This window comes from Paraburkholderia xenovorans (assembly GCF_046030735.1).
In the GTDB taxonomy this organism is placed as follows: domain Bacteria; phylum Pseudomonadota; class Gammaproteobacteria; order Burkholderiales; family Burkholderiaceae; genus Paraburkholderia; species Paraburkholderia xenovorans_A.
The window spans coordinates 278,160-298,094 of the sequence record NZ_JAQQBV010000004.1 but is presented as its reverse complement, the minus strand read 5'-3'; the positions used below and the strand labels follow the sequence as shown (position 1 = coordinate 298,094).

The window sequence follows — 19,935 nt, the reverse complement described above, 5'->3', positions numbered from 1 at the left end:
GTGCTACGACGTAGTGGCGCTTACTTGACGCCGAGCTCCTTCAGCGCCGCGACGAGAGGGATACCCTTTTCCTTCGACAGCGCCTGCGCCTTGCTGACCAGCGCATTCTTGTCGTCCGTTGGTGCAACAGGCGTATCGGCCGCCGGCACGGGATTCGGTGCATCGGCACGCAGATCCTTGCCTGCCTTTGCAAGCGCTTCGCGCTCGGCGCCCAGGATGCGCGCTGCGGCCTGATCCGGCGTCGTCTTGCCGTCAGCCTTCATTTCCTTGATCGCCGCCTCGTGGCCGGGATAGGCATGCGCCTCGATGCCGAGGATGCGATCGCGTTCAGCTGTGGCACCCTGGGTGCGACCTTCTGCGCGGCCCTCTTCGAGCACTGCGTTGTAAATTTCCGTGTGCTCCGTCTTGAGCGTGTTCATGTCCATACGATGATTCCCTTTCGGTTGAGTCTGCTGAGCTGGTCGCGCGGCACCGGCGCGGGTTGGAGTCGCGGATAGCCGGGCAACGACTGCGTCGAGCGTGGACACACCATCCACGAGACCTGCGTCGATAGCCTGCTGACCCACAAACACACGGCCATCGGCCATGTCGGTTAGCACCTGGTCGACGGGCACGCCGCGGTTCGCGGCGACGTCGTCGACAAAGACGCTGTAGAGATGATCGACCTGCGACTTGAGCGTGTCGTGGCCTTCATCGGACAGCGGCTCGTTCGAGCTCGCGATCCGCTTGTATTTGCCAGCCGTGATGTCCGTTCGCTTGATGCCCTGCGCGGCCTGTTGTCTGGACGTGTCGACGTGTGTGGTGAGCACGCCGATAGAGCCGACAACCGTCGTCAGATCGGCAATGAATACTTCATCCGCCGCGCTACCAATCCAGTAACCGCCCGATGCCATGACGCCATCGGCAACGGCGACAATCGGCTTGACACCGCGAACAGCACGCACCTTGTTGACGACCTGCTGCACGCCCTCAACGGCACCACCGGGCGAATCGACATCGAGCGCGATCGCCTTCACATTAGGGTCGGCGACGGCCGAATCGACCATATCGCCGATCATCTGGGTCGACGCTCCGCCACTCACCGACATAAACATGTTGGCCCGCTTCGCCAGCACACCCGTTACCGGAATGACGGCGACACCGTCGACCACCTGATACGGTTTCTGATCATTGTTGAGCGGTCGGCCAAGACGCGCTTCGACGGCGGCAATGTCGATACCTTCGCCACGCAGATGTGCCTCATAGACGGCGCGGATCTCGTCGAGCGTCGATTCCATCACCGCCCATGGAGCGGTCACGACTTCCAGAAGTCTCATAGGGTTGTCCATAAAAAAAGCCCGCGCGAGCGGGCTAGTCCTTGCTGTCGACGGGCGCCAGAGGATCCGGCTCGGATCCCGGTTTCGGAATGACCTCGTCGAGGCCGAGGCTGCGCCTTAGCGAGACTTCCTCGCCACGCTGGATCGTCGTCGTGCGCCAGTCGGAACCGTCGAGCGCGGCACTTTCCTTTTTAAGGTTCGACAGGCCCGCGTCAATCTTCTTGACCGATGCCGTGACCTCCTTCAGCGGGTCGATCGAGCCAGGACCATCGCCAAGCCATTCAGCCTGCGAATAAGCAAACCGAATCGCCGGGTCAAGGAAAAAACCCGGCGCAGAAATCCGCCCGCCCGCGACGGCCTCCGCCAGCCACGCTTCATAGATCGGCTGACAGAACTCCGACGAGATCCATTGCCGCCGCACCTTGAAAAATCGCCACGCCTCGAGCAACGCCGCGCGAGATGCGCTGTAGCTCGCGGCGAAATGCTTGATCAGCACTTCGAGAGGCAACTGCAACGCAACGCCGACCTGTGTCAGGATCGATTTCACGAACGGATCGAACTGCGCGTTGGGACGCCCCGGATTGACCGACGACGCCTTTTCGCCGGCATTCAGGAACCCGACAGCTCCGTAGCCGAGTGACATTTCGTCAGCGCCGTCGCCCGGCTCTCCCGCTCCCGCGAATCCGTTCGGGTCCGAGTCCGGATCGCCACCGCCAGCGGCCTGCTCGATGAACACGGTGAACATGCCCGCGACCACCGCCGCCATCAGCTCGGCCTCGGTGTATCGGCCGAGTTGCTTCAGTGACTCGATGACCGGTGCGAGGTACGGCACGCCGCGCCGAAAGCCTGGTCGCAGGGCTTCGAAGATGTGCAGTATGTTGCGCCGACCGGTTTTTGCACCGAACGCATCGACGATCGTCCACGACTGGCCCGCCTGATATTCGCCGGGGTGGAATCGGGCGAACGCATATTGCGCCGGACGGCCAGATTCTTCCTGTTTGATGCCGGCCTTGAAATCCCCTTCGACGTCCGCCCTGTTGTCGGGATTGCAGCAGCGATCGGCTTCGATCAGTTGGACCTTGAGACCATACACACCGCCGGGACGCATGACATCCGGCAATGCAACGAACACGTCACCCGATTCCAGAGCGGAACGGAACGCGACGGCCTGCGCCTGGTAGAAATCCAGTTTCGATTCGATATCAAACTGGTCTCGCTGCTCGCACCAGAAGCGAAATTCCGCCTGCGTTTTGCGCTGCCATGCACCCGCATCTTGCGGCGTCATCCCGAGCACGTCGTTATCGATGGTCGGGTTGACCATCAGGCCCGTGCCGATCACTGATGTGACGTTGGTGTTGATTGCACCCAACGCGAGCGGCGCGTTGCGCAGCAGATCGCGCGAACGTGCGCGCAATGTTGGCAGGTCACGCAGCGTATCGCGGTCCGGACTACCACCGACGGCGAACCAGCTACGCATGCTTCGGCGAGTACGATCCGCGCCAACGTATCCCGTGCCCTCAAGAAACGCAGACATGGTCCGCGCCTGCGAACGCCGCAGCCCTTGCGCAGGGCTAAAGTAGCCGATGACCCGATCCAGCAAGTTACTTTGCGGCATCAGGCACCCCCACGCGGGACGACATAACGCACGCGAGCGCCGCGTCGACGTGTCGGTGTCAGCGACTTCACCTTCGCATCCCAGAACGTGATCGATTGCTGGATCTCAGCGAGGTTTGCTCGCGTCATTTTCCGGCCCTCAATCTCATATGCCTGACCACTTGCGACCTTCAGGCTGGCTGCCATCCACGTATCGAGCTGATGCTGCGCCTGTTCCAACGTAATTCCAGCCATATCTGATCCTTATGTGCCGATGCCGCGCGAAGCCATACGCCGCCTGCGGCGGCCCGCACGCAACGGGTTCAACGGGGAGAGCGGGGAAACGTCTGGCAGAGCCGGAGTCGCTGGCACATTCTCGGCCACCGCCTGCTCAAAACGTTCTGCTGCCGCTACGTCATGAGACCGTTCGACTTCGCTTTCGCCAGTTGGCGCGGACGCTGCAGGCTCGATAAACAGGTCCTGCTGGCCGACATGGAAGATGCGTTCGCGCAATGCAAATGCGACATCGGCATTTGCAGAAGTCATATAGGCGAATGCCGCGTACGCATACACCTCGCAGTCCCACGCCTCGTTACGAACACCAGACGGACATTCCCACATGCGCGCACGTTTGCCACTCGCCTGCTTGATCCAGACGCGTTTTTCCGCGCGCAACTGCGCGTAATAGTCCGGTGGATAAGCCATCGGAAAGTGCATGAAACCCGCGCCATGTTTCGATATTTCGCGCAAGCGGAAATCGAGCCGGTTTTTGATCGCCTGCGTGCCGACGTTGCGCAGCTGGACTCCGCCTGGAACCGGCTGGCCTTGCCAATTAAACTGCTGTGTCTTTGGTTTGCCGAGGATCGGAGCGTCCACCGGCTTTGCACCGCGAATCGCGAGCCAGTGCCGACCTCGCGCTTGCGCCGTTTTACAAAATGCATAAACGTCGTGCGTGTAGTGACCACCCGTGTCGATACAAGCCGCTTCCACCCGCATCATCTGTCCGCTCGCGTGCCGGATTGGCATGAGCAGAATGTCTTCGACTTTTTTCCAGGTCGACGAATCGCTCGGCGAACCATAAACCTCATCGTGAAAGAGCCCCCAGGACTCCTCTCCCCGTCCATAAGCACGAATGGTTACAGCGAGCCGGTTGTCCTGCACGTCGACACCAGCACATGCGATCAAGCCTCCGAGCGGACAGGTCATCGGCGCATAATTTTCTGCTCGCGCCTGTATCTGCTCAGCCTTCACATCTGTTCCGACCGTGTCCTTATACGGCAGACCCAAAGCATTGTTCGTGAACTCGATCATCGCTTCGGTATCGCTTTGGGCCTTATGCCAGGCCGCTGCCATTTCGGACCACGGACGCCATCCGATCGGTGCATACATGCTCGGCAGATGAAAACTGGCTGTGCGACCATCACCGCTTGCCGTTGGCATCCAGTACGCGCCTCCGTATCCCCGCGTTTTCCACGCATGCTCTGGTGAACCAGCGCCGCAATCGACGCAGTAACACATGACGGTGTTGAAGTCGTCATCGCGCCACTTGAAGTTTTTCCAGTCGAAGAATTGTGGGTGCCTGCATTCGGGGCAATGGACGAAATATTTTCTCTGATCGCCAGTGTCATGAAGCTTAGCGATATGCGACGAGCCGTCGAGTGTCGGCGTACCATTGGCAAAGATTTTTGCACGACGGCCAAAGTTACTTGTCCGATTACGTGCGAGACCGATCGGACTTCCCTGATCCTGAACATTCTGTACATACTCGTCGGGCTCTTCGAGTGCGACGTAGCGCACCGAAGTTGATTTCAAGGCATTCGCGCGACCCGCGATGGCGATGTTCAGCATGCCCCCCGGGAATCGCTTGCGAAGCTTGGTGTTGTCGCCGCCCTTGGCACCAGCCTGCCGAATCAGTCGACGAAGCGCGGGCGTTGACGCACGCATCGGCTCGAACCGGTCCATCTCCCATTTCTCCCCGGCATGCTTCGTCGGGAAGACGACAAGAATGTTGCCGGCCGCCGTCGTGATCGCATGACCAAGAAAATTCTCGCCGGCAGACGAGCCGCCAATCTGGTGGCCTTTCATCTGCGCGACTTCGACCACCCACGCGTTACTGAATAGCCGGTCATCATCATGCGCATATCGCGTCACTGCACTTGTGGATCCCGACAGCGCATCCATGATGCCAACCAGATACGGCGTGCGGCTGTTGCGCCACTTCCCAGGCTCTGGACTACTCGACGGCAATATCCGGTGCTTCTCTGCCCATTCAGCAACACTGATGCGCTCATCCGGACGGATGGCTTCCTGCAACTTGCGAATGAAAGCGGCCCTAGCAGCCATCGTCGTCCTCCGGATCCTCGTCGCGCATGATCGCGGCCAGATCGATCGACCCCAATGCATCCATCAGTTCAACGACCAATAGTTCTTCGATCCGCGAAGTGTCCGTTTCGGCTGCGATGATGTCTTTTACGCGAACTGGCACATTCATCACCGCGTCGCGAACCGTGCGCAACGCTGTAAAGCCGAGACGCTGGGCCTCCGAAACCTCAATCAGCGAACCGCGAAGCTGGTCCAACTCTATCTGCTCACGTTGAAATCGCAGTTGCTCGCGTGCCGCGCGCGACGCACGATACGAAGCAAGGGATGGATCCTCCTCTTTCGCGCCTACCAGTTCGTCATCCTCGGCGTCGGACTGGTCTTGCGACAAAGTAGACCGCTGTGCCGCTTGCACCTTCGCGTTTCGAGCAAGATCACTGAACGAGCGTTTCGACTCGTCAGTATTTCTTTTCCATTGATCTACAGCCGTAACTGGGTCAATCTTTCCCTGTGCCGTTAGTCTGATCCGGCCTGCGGTGATCGCCTTCTGCACCGCGCGATGGGTTACACCAATCAACGCGGCAAACTGACGCTGACTCATCTCGGCCATCGGTAAGCATCCCGGATTATTTTTTTGAAACGAAGACTTAATTCGCAGAATTGAGTAGCCGGTCGCAAGCCCGTCGGGTTAATAAGGGTACCCGTGGTGCTCATAGCGCCCTAGACTGGTGTACGGCGTATGCGAGACGTAAGCGGGGGCGTAGCTCACCCAACTTGCGCCCGCGAGGATTCTGCGCGCGAATGCGCGCTATGCCACGTACCGGCTTAAGCGTCGCAGAAGGCGCCCCCACTTCAACGTATAAAGTGCAAAGAAAGGAAGGCGCTTGTGGATACCGGGATTTCGCCGAAGGACATTCTGGAGTGGAGCTTTGTGATCGCTGCACTCGACCTTGGCGTATTGGGTTTTGTCTACAATTCGTACGTTACGGTGAGGCTGCTTGATGAGCCAGCGCCGTTAATGATTGTGCAGCTTCTGAAGTTTTTTTGTCGCGGGATAGCCGTCGTTCTCGTCGCGCTGACAGTTGTTTCTGTGGTTACTGGAATTCAGTATGGGGTCGCCTGGCAGGTTTGGGTAATAATTACCTGCTTGGTCGCCACCACCATTTTTGCTGCCATTTTGGCTTACTGGATGGACTGAAGAATGGGACTTTGCACGGCAGACGACGACGACTTACTGGACCGGGCAGACCTCAAGACCTGGTACCACGCCAATCAGGTGGCCTTTCGGGATTTCGGGCGACGAGAATTTCTCAGACTTGAAGCTCACGCCGCCCAAAAGCCTATTCCGAGCAATGGGCCCGGCCGACTCAAACCAACAGCCGAAGAACTGGTCGAATTTGTCGAGCTCGTGCTGCAAGCTCACGACTTGTTTAAGGCCGCGTTCAGGCGGAAGTCACTCTTTAATTCCTGGGCCCGAGGTAAGGAGAAGGCGGCATGTGCAAACCCCCTGGCTAGGTATATGCTGGATGTAGACGAGTCGTGGATAATTTACTAGGAGCTTGGCAATGGAAGACACCTACCTGACAGGCAGTTCTGGCCTGTCAATGCCTCTGAGAGAAGCAGTCGAGAGAGCGGATCACTACGCAAAGTCCGTCCTGTCGGACACTAGCCCTGACAACTTTGTCGACCCGGAAGTCACAACGTCGGAACTGGCGTTTGCCTTGCGTCAGCGGTTCATGCATTTTCTCAGGTCGCACTACCAGTTGACAGTTTCAGACTGACTGTTCAACGCTGCGTTTGCCTCGCAACACCTTGCCAAGCGGTCGTTGCGATGGCTTCGTTTGCCCCTCTGACTCGCCCCCCACCTGTTGCCTCTGAACAACGCTCATCCTGCGTTGGTCGCCGCAGGCAATTCCAGCCTCGGTCACATTTGACGCCCGTGCATCTGGCTACCTGAATCTGGCTACCCTGAAAAATTTTGTAAAAGATGCTTTCCTCACGGCTCGAATTACCCGTGACCGGCGATCTGGGGAAGTACCTTCTTTCCCCCTATCCGAATACCTGCATCTTTAGGTAGTTCCTATCGAGTCCAGCCCCCGCCCATTGCCGCGCCCTATCGCGCTGTCGAATACGCTAGAGCGAAGGCAGCCGCCACGTTGGTCGCGAGGTTCGCGTCGACTGCGTCGGCCACGATCTGATCGAATGGGAAGCGCTGCTGATAGTGCGGTGCCGACACGAACAACAGGACTGGTCGGATCGCGTATCCATGCGCGAAGTGATAACGCGCCCACAGCCCGAGTGGCTCTTTGCCACCGCCGGGCTGCCCGACGAAATAGCGCACGTCGTTCGTCGGGTTGCGCCGACGTCGACTGGACCGTCGCCGTGACTGATCTGTTTCGTTCTGCGCTGCATCGCGCGATGTCTGCAATTGGGCAAGCATCTTCGAGTACTGACCGCGCGAGATATTGCCGTACTGATCGAGCATCGCACCTTCAGCCGGCACGACGAATCGGTCAGCCGGCAGCAGCCCCGCGTATCGCAACAGCTGCTCGATGCGCTTTGCGTTCCGGTCACCGCCTTCGACTTCAGGCAAAAGGTACTTTGTCGCTGGCGTACCTTTGAACGAATCGTCCTTGTATCCGACTGTCGCGACGGGCTTTGACTTTGTTGCGTATGTGATGCGGGTCGAGCCGAGCGTGTACGGTGTTGGCCGATCGAAGTACTGCGGCATTGCACTCCTCAATGCCTGTTGCGCCTGCTTCGCCGTGTTGTTCAATGCCGTCGCCTGCACATACGGCAATTGGCGCTGCACGTTATTGTCGATGCCCTGCACCAGCGAACTGGCGTCGACCCTGATCTGAAACGAGCCACGCGACATGGCGACTCCCAAATGCAAAAGCCCCGAGGCTTTCGCACTCAGGGCTTTGGATTCTGTGATTCGTGAAGGCGAACGCCTCCACACAACCTAACGGGCACCTTTAATTATTCGTATGTCGCCGAAAGGGTTGCGCCACGAGTTGGCGGGCGCTCCATGTATCCAGTGACTCGGTAAAGGATGGCCGAAATATATTCGATCGATTCTTGGAACGCAAGCCATTTCATCCTCGCATCTGCCGACGCATTGTGTCCACGACTGCGCCATCGACGTTATCCAGCAACGCGAGCATGGCGCGAAAATGCTTCGCCCAATGGCGGCGGTATTTTGGCAACGGCACACCAATGGCCTGTGACCGAGCGGCTTCGTCAACCGGCAATCTTCCATTTCCATCGCAGTCCGGACAGATCTGTCGACCCTCGCGAATCTTCGGTGCGTCCAGCATGATCACGCCACGCCCCAAACATTGCCCGCAGCGCTCGTAGTGGCGAAACATTATTGGCCCGCGCCCATCAGCGCGTGCAAAGAACGGCACGCTTTCTTCCGAAAGGCATATCGACCGCTTCCCGCTACACTGCGGACAGGTAACCGCGACAGGTCGGGCCGCCAACACGCGGCCTGAAACGCCACGACCTTCGCAACGTGGACACTGGTCGTCTATCCACTCCACCAGTAGACGACGTGCAAATCGCTCAACGATATCGACCTCGGTTCGCTCGACCTCCCGACCGGATCGATGGTCTCTCGCCTGGGCGTAATCCAATCCCGTGAATTTGCTACGGTCGAAGCGGCCACTTCGGCGGATCAACTGCGCGAGCAGCAACGTCGCGCGTCGCACGTTATCCGGCCTGACATCCTGCCCGCACTTCATCCGCACGAGTGCACGCCCCAAGTCGTTAGCGAATGCCAACGCGCCCAAAGTTACTTTTGGATCGGCGATCGGATCAGAGAACTGACCGCGAACGTTCATCGCCACCCCGGCTTGCTCTTTGAGGTCGATCATCATTAACTCCGTATATTGTCCCAATGTCCCAAGGTCCCAATAGAAAGGGCTTGTGGGTGTGCATGCACCCGCGACATGCGCCCCCTCACGTCGCACACGTCGCTCGCACGTACGCACACGCAAGGCGCCCCCTTGGGACGTTGGGACATGGGACGCATCCGGAACCGCTACGCAGCGCGCCAAAGCTGGCGCGAAAGCGCGCCGTAACCGGGCGGTCAGCGCGCCATGTGCGTGTGAAATCAGAGTGGTGCGTCATCGTCAGCCCCCTCCGTTGCAAGCTCGGCGACAGGCGTCAACAGCTCCTCTTCCTGCACGTAGTACCAGCCACGCCGGCCCGTCGACTCCCGCTTGCGCACCCACCCGAGTGACTTCAGCGCCTTGCCAATGCGCCGCTGTTCGGGCAGCGTCCACTTGGATGTGTCGAGCTTCAGGCACTCTCCAAGAATCTCTTCCATCGTCACGCGGTTGACGAGCTCGAGATACTTGGAGATCTTGTCTTCGTACACATCGCCCTCGTACCGCTCGGTCTGCTCGATCTCAAACAAGGGCTTCTCTGTCTCGGTCACGTGCCAGATGACACCTTGCCGGTAAAGATGGACGGCTTCTGCCCACAACTGGTCACGGTCGCGACGAAGCGCTTCGATATGAATAGGACCGCCAACACGAAGCGGCCAGTAACGCCGGTTTCCCGATTCGTCCTTGAGGTACGTGTCGAAATTGACAGAGCCGGCGAACACGCCCTGCCGATGCACGTCCGTCGCGCGCTTGCCGTAGAAGTTCCGAAAGCGATCTGTCTCGGTTGCAAAGAAGCTCTTGGCGGCCGACGAATCGCTTTTGTTGAGCGAATCCAGCTCAGCCAGCTCGATGATCCATTTGCCCGCCATAACGGCGTAAGTGTCTTTGTCCCCGATGCGGATTGGTGAATTCGTGTACCACGGCTTGCCCGCGATCACTTCCAGCGCCGTAGATTTGTACCAGCCCTGCTTGCCTTCCAGAATCAGCACGTTGTCCGCCTTGCAGCCAGGTCGCATCACGCGTGCGACCGCCGCGATAAGCCACTTCGTGCCGGCCAATCTCACGTACTCGCTATCGGCCACATTCATATAGGTAGTCGCCCACGCACGCACACGTTCTACGCGGTCCCAAACAAGGCGCTCAAGGTATTCACGCACATCGTGAAAATGCGTTGCGTCCGCGACGAGCAACACCGCGTTCATCACGATGTCCTGCCGCACAGATATCCCGTATTTCTGCGACAACCAGAGCACGCATCGAATGTCGTCCATGTCAGACCATTCGCCGACCTCGCCCTGCGGAAACGGTGGCCTTTTCCGCTTCACCACGCGGCCCGCGAAATCGTCCTGCGCGATGACGTCCTGCCATGCCTTGTGATTCGACAGAATCAGGTGCACGTTGCCAAGCGTGGGCAACAAATTACCTTTGTCGCTCCGCGCAAGATCGCGCTCCCAGGTGTGCGCACCGTTCTCGACCTCATGACCGTCGCTTTCGTCTGTCGCAGCGCCAGCGGACGTCGCGCGCTCTGCATTGACGGCGCCGATCACCGACCGCGTACCGTTCGGGCTTTCGTCCGAAACGATGCCATCAGCGGCCATACGTTCGATCAGCCGGGCTGCGCGATTAAAGCCGATGCTCAACGCACGCTGCACAAGCGACACGGACGCGCGTGCCGCAGTCCGTACAACCACAACAGCGCGATCGTATAGAGGGTCGCCTGCGAGATCCCGATCCTGCATCAGCGCATCCAGCGGAATTTCCTGTGCGGTCGGTGCCAAAGCGGCCAGCAGCGCGGACTGGATCTGCTGCCGCACGAGCTCGAGACCTTCCGCGCAATACAGATCGTTGAAGTCTGTCAGCTTACGGTCACCGCGGTTAGCGAAGCGCGGAAATACGACGCTTGCATTACCAACATCCGCGACCGCCTCATACGCATACTTGAAGCCTGCGTTCTCGAACCGCTTCCGACGTTCTGGCGCCACGTCATTTCCGTACGACAGCTCGATGTAACTGACACCGTGACCATCGCGCTTGTACACCGCGCACATCGTGTACCAGGTGCTTTTCGTTTCGACGCGCACCGCGTCGCCGCCGATTGCCAACTCGCCGCTGTAGCCAAACTCCTCGACGAGGCACTCCCGCAGCCGCTGCTCAATCTTCCAGTCGTCATCGGCGCAGATCAGCACATGCAGATCGGGGTACGTGTCACGCAGGTAACGCGCTGCCGACAGAATGCCGCCGGCATCGAAGCAGATCGACACCGGGATAGCCTCGTCGGTCGCCATCCGGATCGAGCGGCCGGTCGCATACCCTTCCGCGACCATCGCGACCTTGTCGTCGTCGCCAATATCGCCGAGCAGGTACGCAGCGCCTTTCTTCTCCATGCCCTTGTTAAAGCGCTTCGCGCCATCGGGCGTGATCTTTTGCAGTCCAACGAGCCGAATGCTGTCGGCGTACTGGAACATCGGCACAAGCACCGTGCCTTCGGAATCGAATCGCACGCCCTCTGGCGTGATCTGCTTTCTGTCGAGATAGCCTGACGTGCCGTCGTCACTTGCTCTTTGCCACTGATCGCGCGCGCGATTCGCGGCGAGTTTCGCGGCATGCGCTTTCTTCTCGGCTTCGGCACGATCGGCTGCCTGCTGGCGCTGTCGGGCTGCACTGACGTCTTCTGGCGTCAATGCCTCGCCACGCCACTGGAAAGCCTGAGCGCCGTTGTCATTGCCGGACCAACGACCGAATGCGCCGGTGTAACCGAGGACCTTGCCCGCGCGCTCGATCTGGTGGAGCGAGTACCAGTATTTCTTGCCAGCCCCATACCGATGCGGTTTGCCATCAGCAATGGGGTGGCCTTCAGGCAGCTTCGGATGACCATCAGCCTCGAGCTGCTGAACGATCTGCTCTAACGAAGACATTCGTTGATCCTCCTCTGGCGTTCGCATTGGTGAGAAAACGCACGCCACGCAGCACGGCCGGCGGCGTACATCTGTGGACCGGACGGAGAACGTCCGAAAGATGGGTTACTACGGCGAAGCAATGAACTCGCACCGCGCAAAGTCACTTTGACATCTCCCTGATTACTTGCCGCGAAGGCGGCGCCATTCGGCGGACATGAGCTGATCGAAGCGCTCCAGATCGGCACGCGCGAGCCCACCCTTCAGCTGTCGCCTGAATTCGTGCCGCTCAGTTTTGGTTTTCAATGCCGCACAGGCCACAGCGGATCGTTCAACGAACAGGGGAACAACCGCCGCGTGCAATGCCGCCTGCCGAATGAGCGCGATGTTCTCGGGGAATGTGTTGATGAGGGATGTCAGAAACTGCGGCACGAGCTCAGGATTGCGATCGGCCATCCATCGCAGCGCGGATGTGCCGCACGCGATCTGCTGGTTCACATCGCAGGACAGTCCAACCTGCACGCGATGCGGCTTGCAGCATGGCATTCCAGGACAAAACCTCATGCTTGACGGCGACCCAACCTGCTAACGGCCTGTACGGTGCGCAGGAGTCGGTCAAGCAGGCGCTGATTCGCGCGCGCGGCCACAGCGATGGCATCGACTTCTTGCGGCGTGATAACGCCGTCAGCAAGTGCGGTTCGCACTTCACCAGCAACAACACCCGATTGCCGCGCGAAATCCAGTGCGCCAAGCGCGACCGCGTCGACGCTGTCCGCCGCATCCTGATCAGTTGCCTCGGTAGCACGCAAACCGAAGCGCGCATTGAGTGCATGAATCGCCTCAAAGCACTGCGGCTGGCGCTTTTCTTCCATCCACTCGACGAGTAGCTCGAACATCTCCATTGAGAGGCGGTTCTCGCCTTCACCGCGCAAACGAAGGCGCAGTGATTCGGTGCCGATGCTCTTGCCGCGACGATTGGTCAGGAAAGCCGCTGCGTCTGCGACGCCCCCCGGCGTGTTTCGAACCGACGTGTAAAGCACGTCCAGCCAGTCCGTGCCGCTATACCTGCAGGTCATGTGAATCCCCCGTATCTTTGGCGCCACTGCGTTTCATTCTGTTTACCGCGCTGCCGTACCACTAATATCGAATCTCAACAGGTGCGTGGCCATGCGATGCCGAGGCCGCAATCAATGTTTTGCGGCCGGGCTGTGAGGTGTCGACGGCGACTCCGACCTGGTCGCGAAGTAGTCGAACAGTGTCTGCACCGTTGAAATACGCGGATCCGCGACGATCCTGCAGGCGATCTTGGTGAGCGTTTGATAGGGAACACCGCTTTCTTTCGCGACCTCCGGCCATTCCCCCTTCAAACCATCCAGACGCCGCAGGACTGTCGAAAGCATTGGTTCAGTCATTGATATCGTCATTCGCGCCCCCAGTTCAACACGGAATATCCGTATACGGAAGCAAGTATAACCCAAACAATTCCGCATAGGGAATTCCGCACATGGAATGATTTGAGGATGAAAAAACCGCTGAAGCGCATCCTTGCCCAGAACGTCAAACGGCTGATGCTGGTCGTGCCGGAAGTCGCTACGCAGGCGAAGCTGGCCGCGCGCGCCCACATGTCGCAGAGCTCGATTCACCGGATCATCAATGAAGACACCGAGCCGGAAATCGAAACAGTAGGGAAACTGGCAGACGCTATTGGGGTATCGATTGCGACGCTTCTGACAGAAGGTGACGGTGACGATCTTCCCGCGATCGTTCACGAGAAATACAAGGCCCTTCCCTATACGGAGAAGGAAAAGATCAAATCGTTTATCGAGTTCGTTATTGCCTCTCACGAGGCCGCAGCAAGTGGCACGCCGGTGACCCACACCGAACGGCAGGATCCGCAGAACGAAGAGCTTGAAGTCGCTCAACGGCTGAATCAACGCAGACCATCAGACCAAACGTTGACCAGCCATGAACGACAAAATAGTGTACGGGGCCGCCGAAAGAAGCCAACAGGGGCGTAAATTACGCCTCATCCATTCGACTGCGGACAAAACTTCTCGGGAAAAATCGCACGATCCCGCAATTGACTCTCGGAAGGAACGACAGGCGCATTTATGTGCCGAGTTGACCAGTAGCATTTTCGCCGATGGCTCCGCCATCGCGGCGGCGCTCGCCACCGCGCATGCCGACGGCAGCATCGGACTTTCCATCATTGGCGTTGAGCCAGAGCACGCACTGCAACTCGCAGACGGACTCGACCAGCTCTCACAACGCCTACGCCTTCACGCCCAGCGCGAATCCCCAAAACCCAGGCACCAGGGCTCCACCTCGCTTGCCATCGTTTTCGCGCTCGGCTTTGCGGCGCTGACCTATGTCAATGACATTGCGTGGATAGACGCAGCCCTTTCCGTCGCCGCTCAACTGACATCCGCCTGGATTGCTCAAACGAAGACGAAACATATCCGCAGGCGGCAATCCATACTCTAAATTTCCAAAAAATATCCGCATGAGGAATTGACATATAATTCCGTATGCGGATATCCTTCGACGGAAGTTGTACCACCCGGTGCGACTCCTCCCTCGGAGATCTCATGGAATCCCTACCCGATTCAGCCGGAAGCGCCCGCCGGGCGTGGCTCCGCGCCACACAAGCAGAACTACCGGCCCCGCAAAGTGACTTTGAACAGTCGAGGACATGGCGCCTCGCCTTCGCCGTTGCCGCCATCGTCGTGACCATCAATGTGCTAGCGCCGCCCCCGGCAGTTGCAACTGCAAGACAAGTTCACGCAAGGGTGTAGGTGGCGCGATGACAGACCGAATCCCCGTTAGCGATGCCGACATAGCGAGGGAATTCCGTCTCCGTCACGTACGCGGCTCGCCTAGCGACGCTGCCACCAATCCCGCCTTGCGGATCTGCCTCACCAATTGCGCTGAGCTGCGCAAAAAGCAGAAGCGAACAAATCAATCCACGCCGGACGGCAAGCGTCTCGCCGCAGGCGACACGGAGTAACGCCACATGCAAAGACCAACATTCAATGCCCCACAGGAGCCGACGCGCAGAGACACTATCGGCTTGCGCTCCATCGTCCATTACGATCCGATGGCGCCGCGCGCGACCACACCGGTCATGGTCGGAAAGTACGTCGTTGCGCGGCGGCCGCTCGCCGGCAGCGTGCACACGCTTTACGTGATCCTGGACGGCACTGACGTCGTCGGCACGTCGATTTCGTATCCGAACCAAGACGACTGCGCTGCGGCCATCGGAAAGCACCGTAGCAAAACCGCTGAGTCGCTTGCCGCAAAGACGATCGCCAAGGCAAAGAAGCGGAAACCGCGCGCGATACGCGTGAAGGAGGTCGCGTGATCTTCGCCCTCCTTATCGCCGTTGCAACGTGCTGCACCGCATGGTTTCTCACTGGCCCCGCTCAACACCGGCACATCGGCTTCCTATTCGGCCTCGCCGACACGGTGCTCTGGCTGTTCGCTGGCATTTCCGCCGGCAAGCTCATCGTCGTGGCTATCGCACTCTTCTGTGCTCTCTGCTTCGCACGACCGTTCCTGCGCGCCAACCTGTACGTTCGCCTCCGGAGGCAACATGCCAGCTGACCTCTCCCCCATTTGCAAGGCACTGATCGCGTTTTTCGCCGGCCAGCGCGATCCGCTCACAATCGACAATGTCGAGGTTTCATTGCCTCACGCCGATCGACAGGCACTCCGGCTCGATCTGCACATGCTAGTGCGCGCTACGGTCGTGCGGCAGGCCATCCGACGCTCCGACGAGCGCCTTGTGTACTGGCTCGCCGGCACAACGATTGCCCCGTTCGATGGCACGTTGTTTCACTACGCACCGGACGCAACGTTTGCAGATGTTGGCGACATCCCGTCGACGGGAGGGTCCAACAATGGCTAAGACCAGTCCACTCGTTCTCGACGCGATGATCGTCACCGGCAACACGAAGGCAGCCGTCAAAGCCGCTGGCGGCGGATCGTCGGATCTTTGGACCGTACCTCCGGATCAGCTCCACTATGATCCGCGCGATAACGTCCGGCCGCTCGACCGCGATCGCGTTCGACATATGGCGAACCTCATCAAGGTGAACGGTTACGACCGCAAGCAACCGCTCGGGTGCTTCGTGCGTAAAGTTGGTGGCGAAAACCGAATCTACGTCTATGCCGGGCAGCACCGCTTCCATGGCGCACTGCTCGCTATATCAGAAGGCGCGCAGATCGATCGCCTTCCGATCGTTATCGACGAAGCCAAGTCCGTCAACCGCGCAAACCTGATTTACGCCGGCATCACGACAAACGATGGCGAGAAGCTCACGCCGCTGCAACTCGCCGAGAAGGTTGTCGAACTCCAGGAGCTTGGCGAACCGAATACGACCATTTGCCAACGACTGAACATCACGGATCAGACGATCCGCGACGTGCTGCTGCTCGCGAAGGCGCCAGCGGCACTTCACAAGCTGGTTCGTGACAAGGTTGTTTCGTCAACGCTCGCTATCGACGAGATCCGCGCACACGGGGGCGAGAAGGCATTTGAGCGACTCCAAATCGCCGCTGCGCAAGTTAAGGCAGGTGGAAAGGCGAAGGTCACCAAGAAGGCGCTCGCAAAACCCGCGACCCACAAGGTCACCGACGCGCATGCAAAGCAACTTTTGCAGGCATTGCAGTCCGTCTTGCACGATCCGACTTTCGGCAAACTCTCGCCAGGCACGATCGCAGGCGTCCACGCGGCACTCACGCCTCATGCTGACCTGCTCGATGCGGTTCCAGCAAGGCGTGCGAAATATCGCATCCACAAGCCGAATGAACACGGCGTCTATACGGACTGCGAGACGCTCAAAGCCCCCTTGTTCAAGCTTACCAACAAGCACCCCGTCGAGATCGACCTTGCCCATGTCGATCTGGGCAAATGGATTTACTCGACGTCCTATGCAATCGGCACCGCTGCTGGATCGAGCCCCTGCAAACTACGCGGTGCTGACACGACTTACCAGACTCGCGGGCAGGCCGTCCGAGCCGCAGTCCAGTCGCTTCGAAAGCAGCTCGATCAGTGGAACACTCGCAACGCCAAGGAAATGCCTGGCGTGCATGCGTGGCTCGAACAGCTTTGGACAGCGCCCGATCCCGACTGGACTGAGGAAATGGCAGCGGAGGCAACCAAATGACGGTTCGCCCGGCCATTTCTACCCCACGTCAGCTGCCGCGTAAGCGGGAAGCGGCGGACAAGCGCCCACGGCTTTCCCTCGCTGGCGCCGTCCCGGCGCACGCATCGAACGACGACGTCGACAGCAGCGGGCTCGCGCCCGCCAAAACGATCCAGACGAACGAAGCGCCGCTCGCGCGGCGAAAAGCTATCCAGAAGAAGGGAAGCGAGTCGGATGCCCGACTCGCAAACCTCGCTCGGATCGACGCCATTCGCACCGAGATCCGCAAGCTGGTCGACGCCGTCGCGCTTGGAGCCGACATCGAACTGCTCGACCTTATGCGCGACGAGGTAGGCAGTTTCAGCCGGCACAAAGCGGCGCAGGAAGCGCGTACGTGGGCCAACGCCGCTGGCGTCCAGCTCGAAACAGGACTGATGATGCTCGACCGCGCGATGCGGCCGACGTCGACGTGAGAGGCACCATGAAACTGAACGAAAACGAATTGCGCGCTCTCCACGTCGAAGCGTGCACGGCCGTATTGAGCACCGACCGCAGCGTAACGCCGGCGGAAGATGCGTTCTGGCCGCTCTACATTCAATCCCTTCTTGACGCACACGGTGCGCATGCGATGCTAAGTGTGGCCGAGCGAGACGTCATCGCTGAACGGCGACGCCACGTCGACGTTGAGGGCTGGACACCGGAGCACGACGATGAGCATACACCTGGCACGCTCGCGCTGGCTGGATCTGCGTACGCGGTCGATGCGGGCTTCGCGCTCAACTCGTTTATGCCGGACGCTGAAGATCGTTTCAAGGTGCTGTTCTGGCCGTTTAGCTCGGACTGGTGGAAGCCGGTGACTCCACGGAGAGGCCTAGTCAAAGCCGCCTCGCTGATCCTCGCCGAGATCGAGCGCATCGACCGCGATCCAGGTGACGAGTCGATCCATCACCATGTCAACGGAGGCGACCATGCCTAAGCACTCGCCGATTCCCGGCTTGACTATCTACTGCGACGAACGCCACTTCAGCGGCTCATTCGAGGACGACGGCAAGCACGCTGGTCACACGCTCGATCACTGCCCGTTCTGCGGAAGCAACCGCCTCGAGCTCACGAACACCCACACGCCGAGCTACTGGGTCCGCTGCCTGAAATGCCGTGCGGAGGCCCATGGCGACCTTCCTGCCGGCGGCGGTGAGGCGACACCGGACGAGCGGCGCGCTTTAGTTCTCCATCTGCGCGCAATGAGCATGGCCGTGCGCAAGTGGAACAAGCGCATCGTCGACGGGGAGGCGCGATCGTGAGCACTATCTACCAACAGGCTTCTGCGATTATCGACTACGCCCGGGACCATCGGAGATCCGTGTGCACCTGCGGCAAGCAGGACGAAACCGCCGCACGCCATCATCAATCGGGTTGTCGCTATCGTAGCTTCGTGGAAGCCTCTGTAACACTCGACGAGTTGTCGTCAAGCAAGCCTGCCGTGCCTGAAGGGTGGAAGCTTGTGCCATTGGAACCGGCTAACGCGATGACGTATGTCGGCGAGAAACACCGATACGAACCCGTCTGGAGTATCGGGGCAATCTATGGCGAGATGCTCGCCGCATCCCCTGCCGTGCCTGCGCAATTGGGGAAGCCGGCGGCAAAGCGACGGATCTGCTGCAACATCCGCCGCACGACTCCGGATGAAGCCTGCGCAGATTGTCCGGTCGAGGCACCAGGAATACCGATGAGCACAGGAGGTCGTCCATGAACCGCATGCCGATTGATTCGGGCCGCTACGTACCGGTGATCGTCAACGGGCATCGCCAATGGGCGCGCGACCAAGTTGCTTTGCAGGACGAGGTTATGACGCTGCTAGAGGAGCAAAGCGCCCTACCGAAGAAGCGAATCATCATGGCGCTATCGACGGCACAGGCCGCTATCGAGACCGCGCTCAGCGGCCTGCTCGATGCGGGAAGAATCGAGCGCTACCGCGCTATGAGCATGCGTCGACGAATGGATGAACACTGGTGCATCGCGGGGCAAGCGCCGGCAGTAAGCCGGGCTAACTTTCGAGCAATGGAAATTTTGGCCGGGTTTCAACAGGCTGCCGCGCGGCAAGCTGGGAGCATGAACGTATGAGAACGTTTGATCTGATTGAGTGTGCGGAGTTTTTGAAGGTCGACCGCAACACGGCGATGAAACTCGCCGGCACCGGCGAGCTGCCCGGCGCCAAAATCGGGCGGGCTTGGGTGTTCCTAGAAGACGACGTCATTGCCTTCCTCAGGAAGAAAACGCAGGAGCAGTCGCTGGCTCGCCTGCAGGGCGCGCATGAGCCGGAGACTGATGATCGCGTCGCCCGCGCTATCGCACGGCAGATAGAAACGCCGGATCGACGTAGGCCCGGTCGCCGGGCACGTCCGCTGCCAACGCTGACCGTGAGCGGAGAGGTAGCTTTTACCGGATAGGCACGTTTTCCGCGCTTGGAGCACAATGGTTATCCGAAGATCCGAAAAACGATCCGTCTTGGGGTGCGAAAAAAGTTACTTTTTTTGCACCGCCAAAAAAACAAATTCACTTTTTGGGCTGATTTTTGCTCTCCGGCGTACGTAACCGTTAATAACGGTGTTGATTTTTCGTTGTCCAACCCTTAAATTTCGTCCATCGTTTCCGATATCGGAAATAGGTGTGCAAGATTCCGGCACCAAAATTGCAGCGTCACCGTAGATTTCATCTACCGAAAAGACCAAAATCATGTCCGCTAAGCCCGCCATCAAGTCGACCAAGCCCCTCT

Annotated in this window: 26 protein-coding genes; 14 read left to right on the top strand and 12 right to left on the bottom strand. The window is 59.3% G+C overall.

All coding sequences use genetic code 11. The annotated features are described in order from the left end of the window. Nucleotides 1-20: 20 nt before the first annotated feature. The 5 genes from sppA to PQQ51_RS06110 form a co-directional block, all read right to left on the bottom strand. Nucleotides 21-1,316: a signal peptide peptidase SppA gene (gene sppA, locus PQQ51_RS06130; RefSeq protein ID WP_408495655.1), complete on the bottom strand. Its 1,296-nt coding sequence runs from the start codon at nucleotides 1,314-1,316 to the stop codon at nucleotides 21-23. 34 nt (nucleotides 1,317-1,350) lie between these two features. After that, nucleotides 1,351-2,850, bottom strand: a complete 1,500-nt coding sequence (locus PQQ51_RS06125) for a phage portal protein (RefSeq protein WP_408495653.1) — start codon at nucleotides 2,848-2,850, stop codon at nucleotides 1,351-1,353. Nucleotides 2,851-2,930: 80 nt separating this feature from the next. After that, nucleotides 2,931-3,164 (bottom strand): DUF6148 family protein, encoded by a 234-nt coding sequence (locus tag PQQ51_RS06120; RefSeq protein ID WP_408495651.1) that lies wholly within the window; start codon nucleotides 3,162-3,164, stop codon nucleotides 2,931-2,933. A gap of 9 nt (nucleotides 3,165-3,173) precedes the next feature. Beyond that, nucleotides 3,174-5,252, bottom strand: a complete 2,079-nt coding sequence (locus PQQ51_RS06115) for a phage terminase large subunit family protein (RefSeq protein ID WP_408495649.1) — start codon at nucleotides 5,250-5,252, stop codon at nucleotides 3,174-3,176. After that, nucleotides 5,242-5,838 carry a hypothetical protein gene (locus tag PQQ51_RS06110; RefSeq protein WP_408495647.1) on the bottom strand — a complete coding sequence of 199 codons (597 nt, stop codon included), beginning with the start codon at nucleotides 5,836-5,838 and terminating at the stop codon, nucleotides 5,242-5,244. The genes PQQ51_RS06115 and PQQ51_RS06110 overlap by 11 nt, the downstream gene beginning before the upstream one ends. A gap of 276 nt (nucleotides 5,839-6,114) precedes the next feature. Here PQQ51_RS06110 and PQQ51_RS06105 point away from each other — a divergent pair, with 276 nt between their 5' ends. Next, the gene (locus tag PQQ51_RS06105) at nucleotides 6,115-6,426 is read left to right on the top strand and encodes a hypothetical protein (protein WP_408495645.1); all 312 of its coding nucleotides are present in this window, start codon (nucleotides 6,115-6,117) and stop codon (nucleotides 6,424-6,426) included. Nucleotides 6,427-6,793: 367 nt separating this feature from the next. Continuing rightward, nucleotides 6,794-7,009: a hypothetical protein gene (locus PQQ51_RS06100; protein ID WP_408495643.1), complete on the top strand. Its 216-nt coding sequence runs from the start codon at nucleotides 6,794-6,796 to the stop codon at nucleotides 7,007-7,009. Between the two features lie 332 nt (nucleotides 7,010-7,341). Here PQQ51_RS06100 and PQQ51_RS06095 read toward each other — a convergent pair whose 3' ends face one another. The 6 genes from PQQ51_RS06095 to PQQ51_RS06070 all read right to left on the bottom strand — a co-directional run bounded on the left by PQQ51_RS06095 (nucleotide 7,342) and on the right by PQQ51_RS06070 (nucleotide 13,415). After that, nucleotides 7,342-8,106 (bottom strand): hypothetical protein, encoded by a 765-nt coding sequence (locus PQQ51_RS06095; protein ID WP_408495641.1) that lies wholly within the window; start codon nucleotides 8,104-8,106, stop codon nucleotides 7,342-7,344. 220 nt (nucleotides 8,107-8,326) lie between these two features. Then, nucleotides 8,327-9,106, bottom strand: a complete 780-nt coding sequence (locus PQQ51_RS06090) for a hypothetical protein (protein WP_408495639.1) — start codon at nucleotides 9,104-9,106, stop codon at nucleotides 8,327-8,329. Between the two features lie 239 nt (nucleotides 9,107-9,345). Continuing rightward, nucleotides 9,346-12,036 (bottom strand): VapE domain-containing protein, encoded by a 2,691-nt coding sequence (locus tag PQQ51_RS06085; protein ID WP_408495637.1) that lies wholly within the window; start codon nucleotides 12,034-12,036, stop codon nucleotides 9,346-9,348. Nucleotides 12,037-12,198: 162 nt separating this feature from the next. Continuing rightward, nucleotides 12,199-12,513 carry a hypothetical protein gene (locus PQQ51_RS06080; protein ID WP_408495635.1) on the bottom strand — a complete coding sequence of 105 codons (315 nt, stop codon included), beginning with the start codon at nucleotides 12,511-12,513 and terminating at the stop codon, nucleotides 12,199-12,201. Nucleotides 12,514-12,575: 62 nt separating this feature from the next. Further along, a complete protein-coding gene (locus PQQ51_RS06075; RefSeq protein WP_408495633.1) occupies nucleotides 12,576-13,091 on the bottom strand; it encodes a phage regulatory CII family protein in 516 nt (171 codons plus the stop codon). A 111-nt stretch (nucleotides 13,092-13,202) separates the two neighbouring features. After that, complete coding sequence (locus PQQ51_RS06070) at nucleotides 13,203-13,415, bottom strand: hypothetical protein (RefSeq protein WP_408495631.1); 213 nt, start codon at nucleotides 13,413-13,415, stop codon at nucleotides 13,203-13,205. Nucleotides 13,416-13,535: 120 nt separating this feature from the next. On the opposite strand from PQQ51_RS06070, the gene PQQ51_RS06065 reads away from it, so the two are divergent. From PQQ51_RS06065 to PQQ51_RS06010, 12 genes are all read left to right on the top strand, one after another. Continuing rightward, entirely contained in the window at nucleotides 13,536-14,033 is a 498-nt protein-coding gene (locus tag PQQ51_RS06065; RefSeq protein ID WP_408495629.1) for a helix-turn-helix domain-containing protein, read from the top strand. Further along, the gene (locus PQQ51_RS06060) at nucleotides 13,981-14,499 is read left to right on the top strand and encodes a hypothetical protein (protein WP_408495627.1); all 519 of its coding nucleotides are present in this window, start codon (nucleotides 13,981-13,983) and stop codon (nucleotides 14,497-14,499) included. The genes PQQ51_RS06065 and PQQ51_RS06060 overlap by 53 nt, the downstream gene beginning before the upstream one ends. A gap of 613 nt (nucleotides 14,500-15,112) precedes the next feature. Beyond that, nucleotides 15,113-15,376 (top strand): beta-hexosaminidase, encoded by a 264-nt coding sequence (locus tag PQQ51_RS06055; protein ID WP_408495625.1) that lies wholly within the window; start codon nucleotides 15,113-15,115, stop codon nucleotides 15,374-15,376. Next, nucleotides 15,373-15,618 (top strand): hypothetical protein, encoded by a 246-nt coding sequence (locus PQQ51_RS06050; RefSeq protein ID WP_408495623.1) that lies wholly within the window; start codon nucleotides 15,373-15,375, stop codon nucleotides 15,616-15,618. The genes PQQ51_RS06055 and PQQ51_RS06050 overlap by 4 nt, the downstream gene beginning before the upstream one ends. Then, nucleotides 15,608-15,922 (top strand): hypothetical protein, encoded by a 315-nt coding sequence (locus PQQ51_RS06045; protein WP_408495621.1) that lies wholly within the window; start codon nucleotides 15,608-15,610, stop codon nucleotides 15,920-15,922. Before PQQ51_RS06050 ends, PQQ51_RS06045 begins: the two co-directional genes overlap by 11 nt. After that, nucleotides 15,915-17,183 carry a ParB/RepB/Spo0J family partition protein gene (locus tag PQQ51_RS06040; RefSeq protein ID WP_408495619.1) on the top strand — a complete coding sequence of 423 codons (1,269 nt, stop codon included), beginning with the start codon at nucleotides 15,915-15,917 and terminating at the stop codon, nucleotides 17,181-17,183. Before PQQ51_RS06045 ends, PQQ51_RS06040 begins: the two co-directional genes overlap by 8 nt. Further along, nucleotides 17,180-17,635, top strand: a complete 456-nt coding sequence (locus PQQ51_RS06035; RefSeq protein WP_408495617.1) for a hypothetical protein — start codon at nucleotides 17,180-17,182, stop codon at nucleotides 17,633-17,635. Before PQQ51_RS06040 ends, PQQ51_RS06035 begins: the two co-directional genes overlap by 4 nt. Nucleotides 17,636-17,643: 8 nt before the next feature. Then, complete coding sequence (locus PQQ51_RS06030) at nucleotides 17,644-18,138, top strand: hypothetical protein (protein WP_408495615.1); 495 nt, start codon at nucleotides 17,644-17,646, stop codon at nucleotides 18,136-18,138. Continuing rightward, nucleotides 18,131-18,463: a Lar family restriction alleviation protein gene (locus PQQ51_RS06025; protein WP_408495613.1), complete on the top strand. Its 333-nt coding sequence runs from the start codon at nucleotides 18,131-18,133 to the stop codon at nucleotides 18,461-18,463. The genes PQQ51_RS06030 and PQQ51_RS06025 overlap by 8 nt, the downstream gene beginning before the upstream one ends. After that, nucleotides 18,460-18,912: a hypothetical protein gene (locus PQQ51_RS06020; RefSeq protein ID WP_408495611.1), complete on the top strand. Its 453-nt coding sequence runs from the start codon at nucleotides 18,460-18,462 to the stop codon at nucleotides 18,910-18,912. Before PQQ51_RS06025 ends, PQQ51_RS06020 begins: the two co-directional genes overlap by 4 nt. Next, nucleotides 18,909-19,283 carry a hypothetical protein gene (locus PQQ51_RS06015; protein WP_408495609.1) on the top strand — a complete coding sequence of 125 codons (375 nt, stop codon included), beginning with the start codon at nucleotides 18,909-18,911 and terminating at the stop codon, nucleotides 19,281-19,283. Before PQQ51_RS06020 ends, PQQ51_RS06015 begins: the two co-directional genes overlap by 4 nt. Beyond that, nucleotides 19,280-19,609 carry a helix-turn-helix domain-containing protein gene (locus PQQ51_RS06010; RefSeq protein WP_408495607.1) on the top strand — a complete coding sequence of 110 codons (330 nt, stop codon included), beginning with the start codon at nucleotides 19,280-19,282 and terminating at the stop codon, nucleotides 19,607-19,609. Before PQQ51_RS06015 ends, PQQ51_RS06010 begins: the two co-directional genes overlap by 4 nt. A 75-nt stretch (nucleotides 19,610-19,684) precedes the next feature. Here the strand turns inward: PQQ51_RS06010 and PQQ51_RS06005 are convergent, their stop codons facing one another. After that, entirely contained in the window at nucleotides 19,685-19,927 is a 243-nt protein-coding gene (locus tag PQQ51_RS06005; RefSeq protein WP_408495605.1) for a hypothetical protein, read from the bottom strand. Nucleotides 19,928-19,935 lie beyond the last annotated feature (8 nt).

What these genes read in the sequence shown, in the direction of transcription:
- sppA (WP_408495655.1), bottom strand. Translation starts at nt 1,316, where the DNA reads ATGAGACTTCTGGAAGTCGTGACCGCTCCATGGGCGGTGATGGAATCG.
- PQQ51_RS06125 (WP_408495653.1), bottom strand. Translation starts at nt 2,850, where the DNA reads ATGTCTGCGTTTCTTGAGGGCACGGGATACGTTGGCGCGGATCGTACT.
- PQQ51_RS06120 (WP_408495651.1), bottom strand. Translation starts at nt 3,164, where the DNA reads ATGGCTGGAATTACGTTGGAACAGGCGCAGCATCAGCTCGATACGTGG.
- PQQ51_RS06115 (WP_408495649.1), bottom strand. Translation starts at nt 5,252, where the DNA reads ATGGCTGCTAGGGCCGCTTTCATTCGCAAGTTGCAGGAAGCCATCCGT.
- PQQ51_RS06110 (WP_408495647.1), bottom strand. Translation starts at nt 5,838, where the DNA reads ATGGCCGAGATGAGTCAGCGTCAGTTTGCCGCGTTGATTGGTGTAACC.
- PQQ51_RS06100 (WP_408495643.1), top strand. Translation starts at nt 6,794, where the DNA reads ATGGAAGACACCTACCTGACAGGCAGTTCTGGCCTGTCAATGCCTCTG.
- PQQ51_RS06095 (WP_408495641.1), bottom strand. Translation starts at nt 8,106, where the DNA reads ATGTCGCGTGGCTCGTTTCAGATCAGGGTCGACGCCAGTTCGCTGGTG.
- PQQ51_RS06090 (WP_408495639.1), bottom strand. Translation starts at nt 9,106, where the DNA reads ATGATCGACCTCAAAGAGCAAGCCGGGGTGGCGATGAACGTTCGCGGT.
- PQQ51_RS06085 (WP_408495637.1), bottom strand. Translation starts at nt 12,036, where the DNA reads ATGTCTTCGTTAGAGCAGATCGTTCAGCAGCTCGAGGCTGATGGTCAT.
- PQQ51_RS06075 (WP_408495633.1), bottom strand. Translation starts at nt 13,091, where the DNA reads ATGACCTGCAGGTATAGCGGCACGGACTGGCTGGACGTGCTTTACACG.
- PQQ51_RS06070 (WP_408495631.1), bottom strand. Translation starts at nt 13,415, where the DNA reads ATGCTTTCGACAGTCCTGCGGCGTCTGGATGGTTTGAAGGGGGAATGG.
- PQQ51_RS06065 (WP_408495629.1), top strand. Translation starts at nt 13,536, where the DNA reads ATGAAAAAACCGCTGAAGCGCATCCTTGCCCAGAACGTCAAACGGCTG.
- PQQ51_RS06060 (WP_408495627.1), top strand. Translation starts at nt 13,981, where the DNA reads ATGAACGACAAAATAGTGTACGGGGCCGCCGAAAGAAGCCAACAGGGG.
- PQQ51_RS06055 (WP_408495625.1), top strand. Translation starts at nt 15,113, where the DNA reads ATGGCGCCGCGCGCGACCACACCGGTCATGGTCGGAAAGTACGTCGTT.
- PQQ51_RS06045 (WP_408495621.1), top strand. Translation starts at nt 15,608, where the DNA reads ATGCCAGCTGACCTCTCCCCCATTTGCAAGGCACTGATCGCGTTTTTC.
- PQQ51_RS06040 (WP_408495619.1), top strand. Translation starts at nt 15,915, where the DNA reads ATGGCTAAGACCAGTCCACTCGTTCTCGACGCGATGATCGTCACCGGC.
- PQQ51_RS06035 (WP_408495617.1), top strand. Translation starts at nt 17,180, where the DNA reads ATGACGGTTCGCCCGGCCATTTCTACCCCACGTCAGCTGCCGCGTAAG.
- PQQ51_RS06030 (WP_408495615.1), top strand. Translation starts at nt 17,644, where the DNA reads ATGAAACTGAACGAAAACGAATTGCGCGCTCTCCACGTCGAAGCGTGC.
- PQQ51_RS06025 (WP_408495613.1), top strand. Translation starts at nt 18,131, where the DNA reads ATGCCTAAGCACTCGCCGATTCCCGGCTTGACTATCTACTGCGACGAA.
- PQQ51_RS06015 (WP_408495609.1), top strand. Translation starts at nt 18,909, where the DNA reads ATGAACCGCATGCCGATTGATTCGGGCCGCTACGTACCGGTGATCGTC.
- PQQ51_RS06010 (WP_408495607.1), top strand. Translation starts at nt 19,280, where the DNA reads ATGAGAACGTTTGATCTGATTGAGTGTGCGGAGTTTTTGAAGGTCGAC.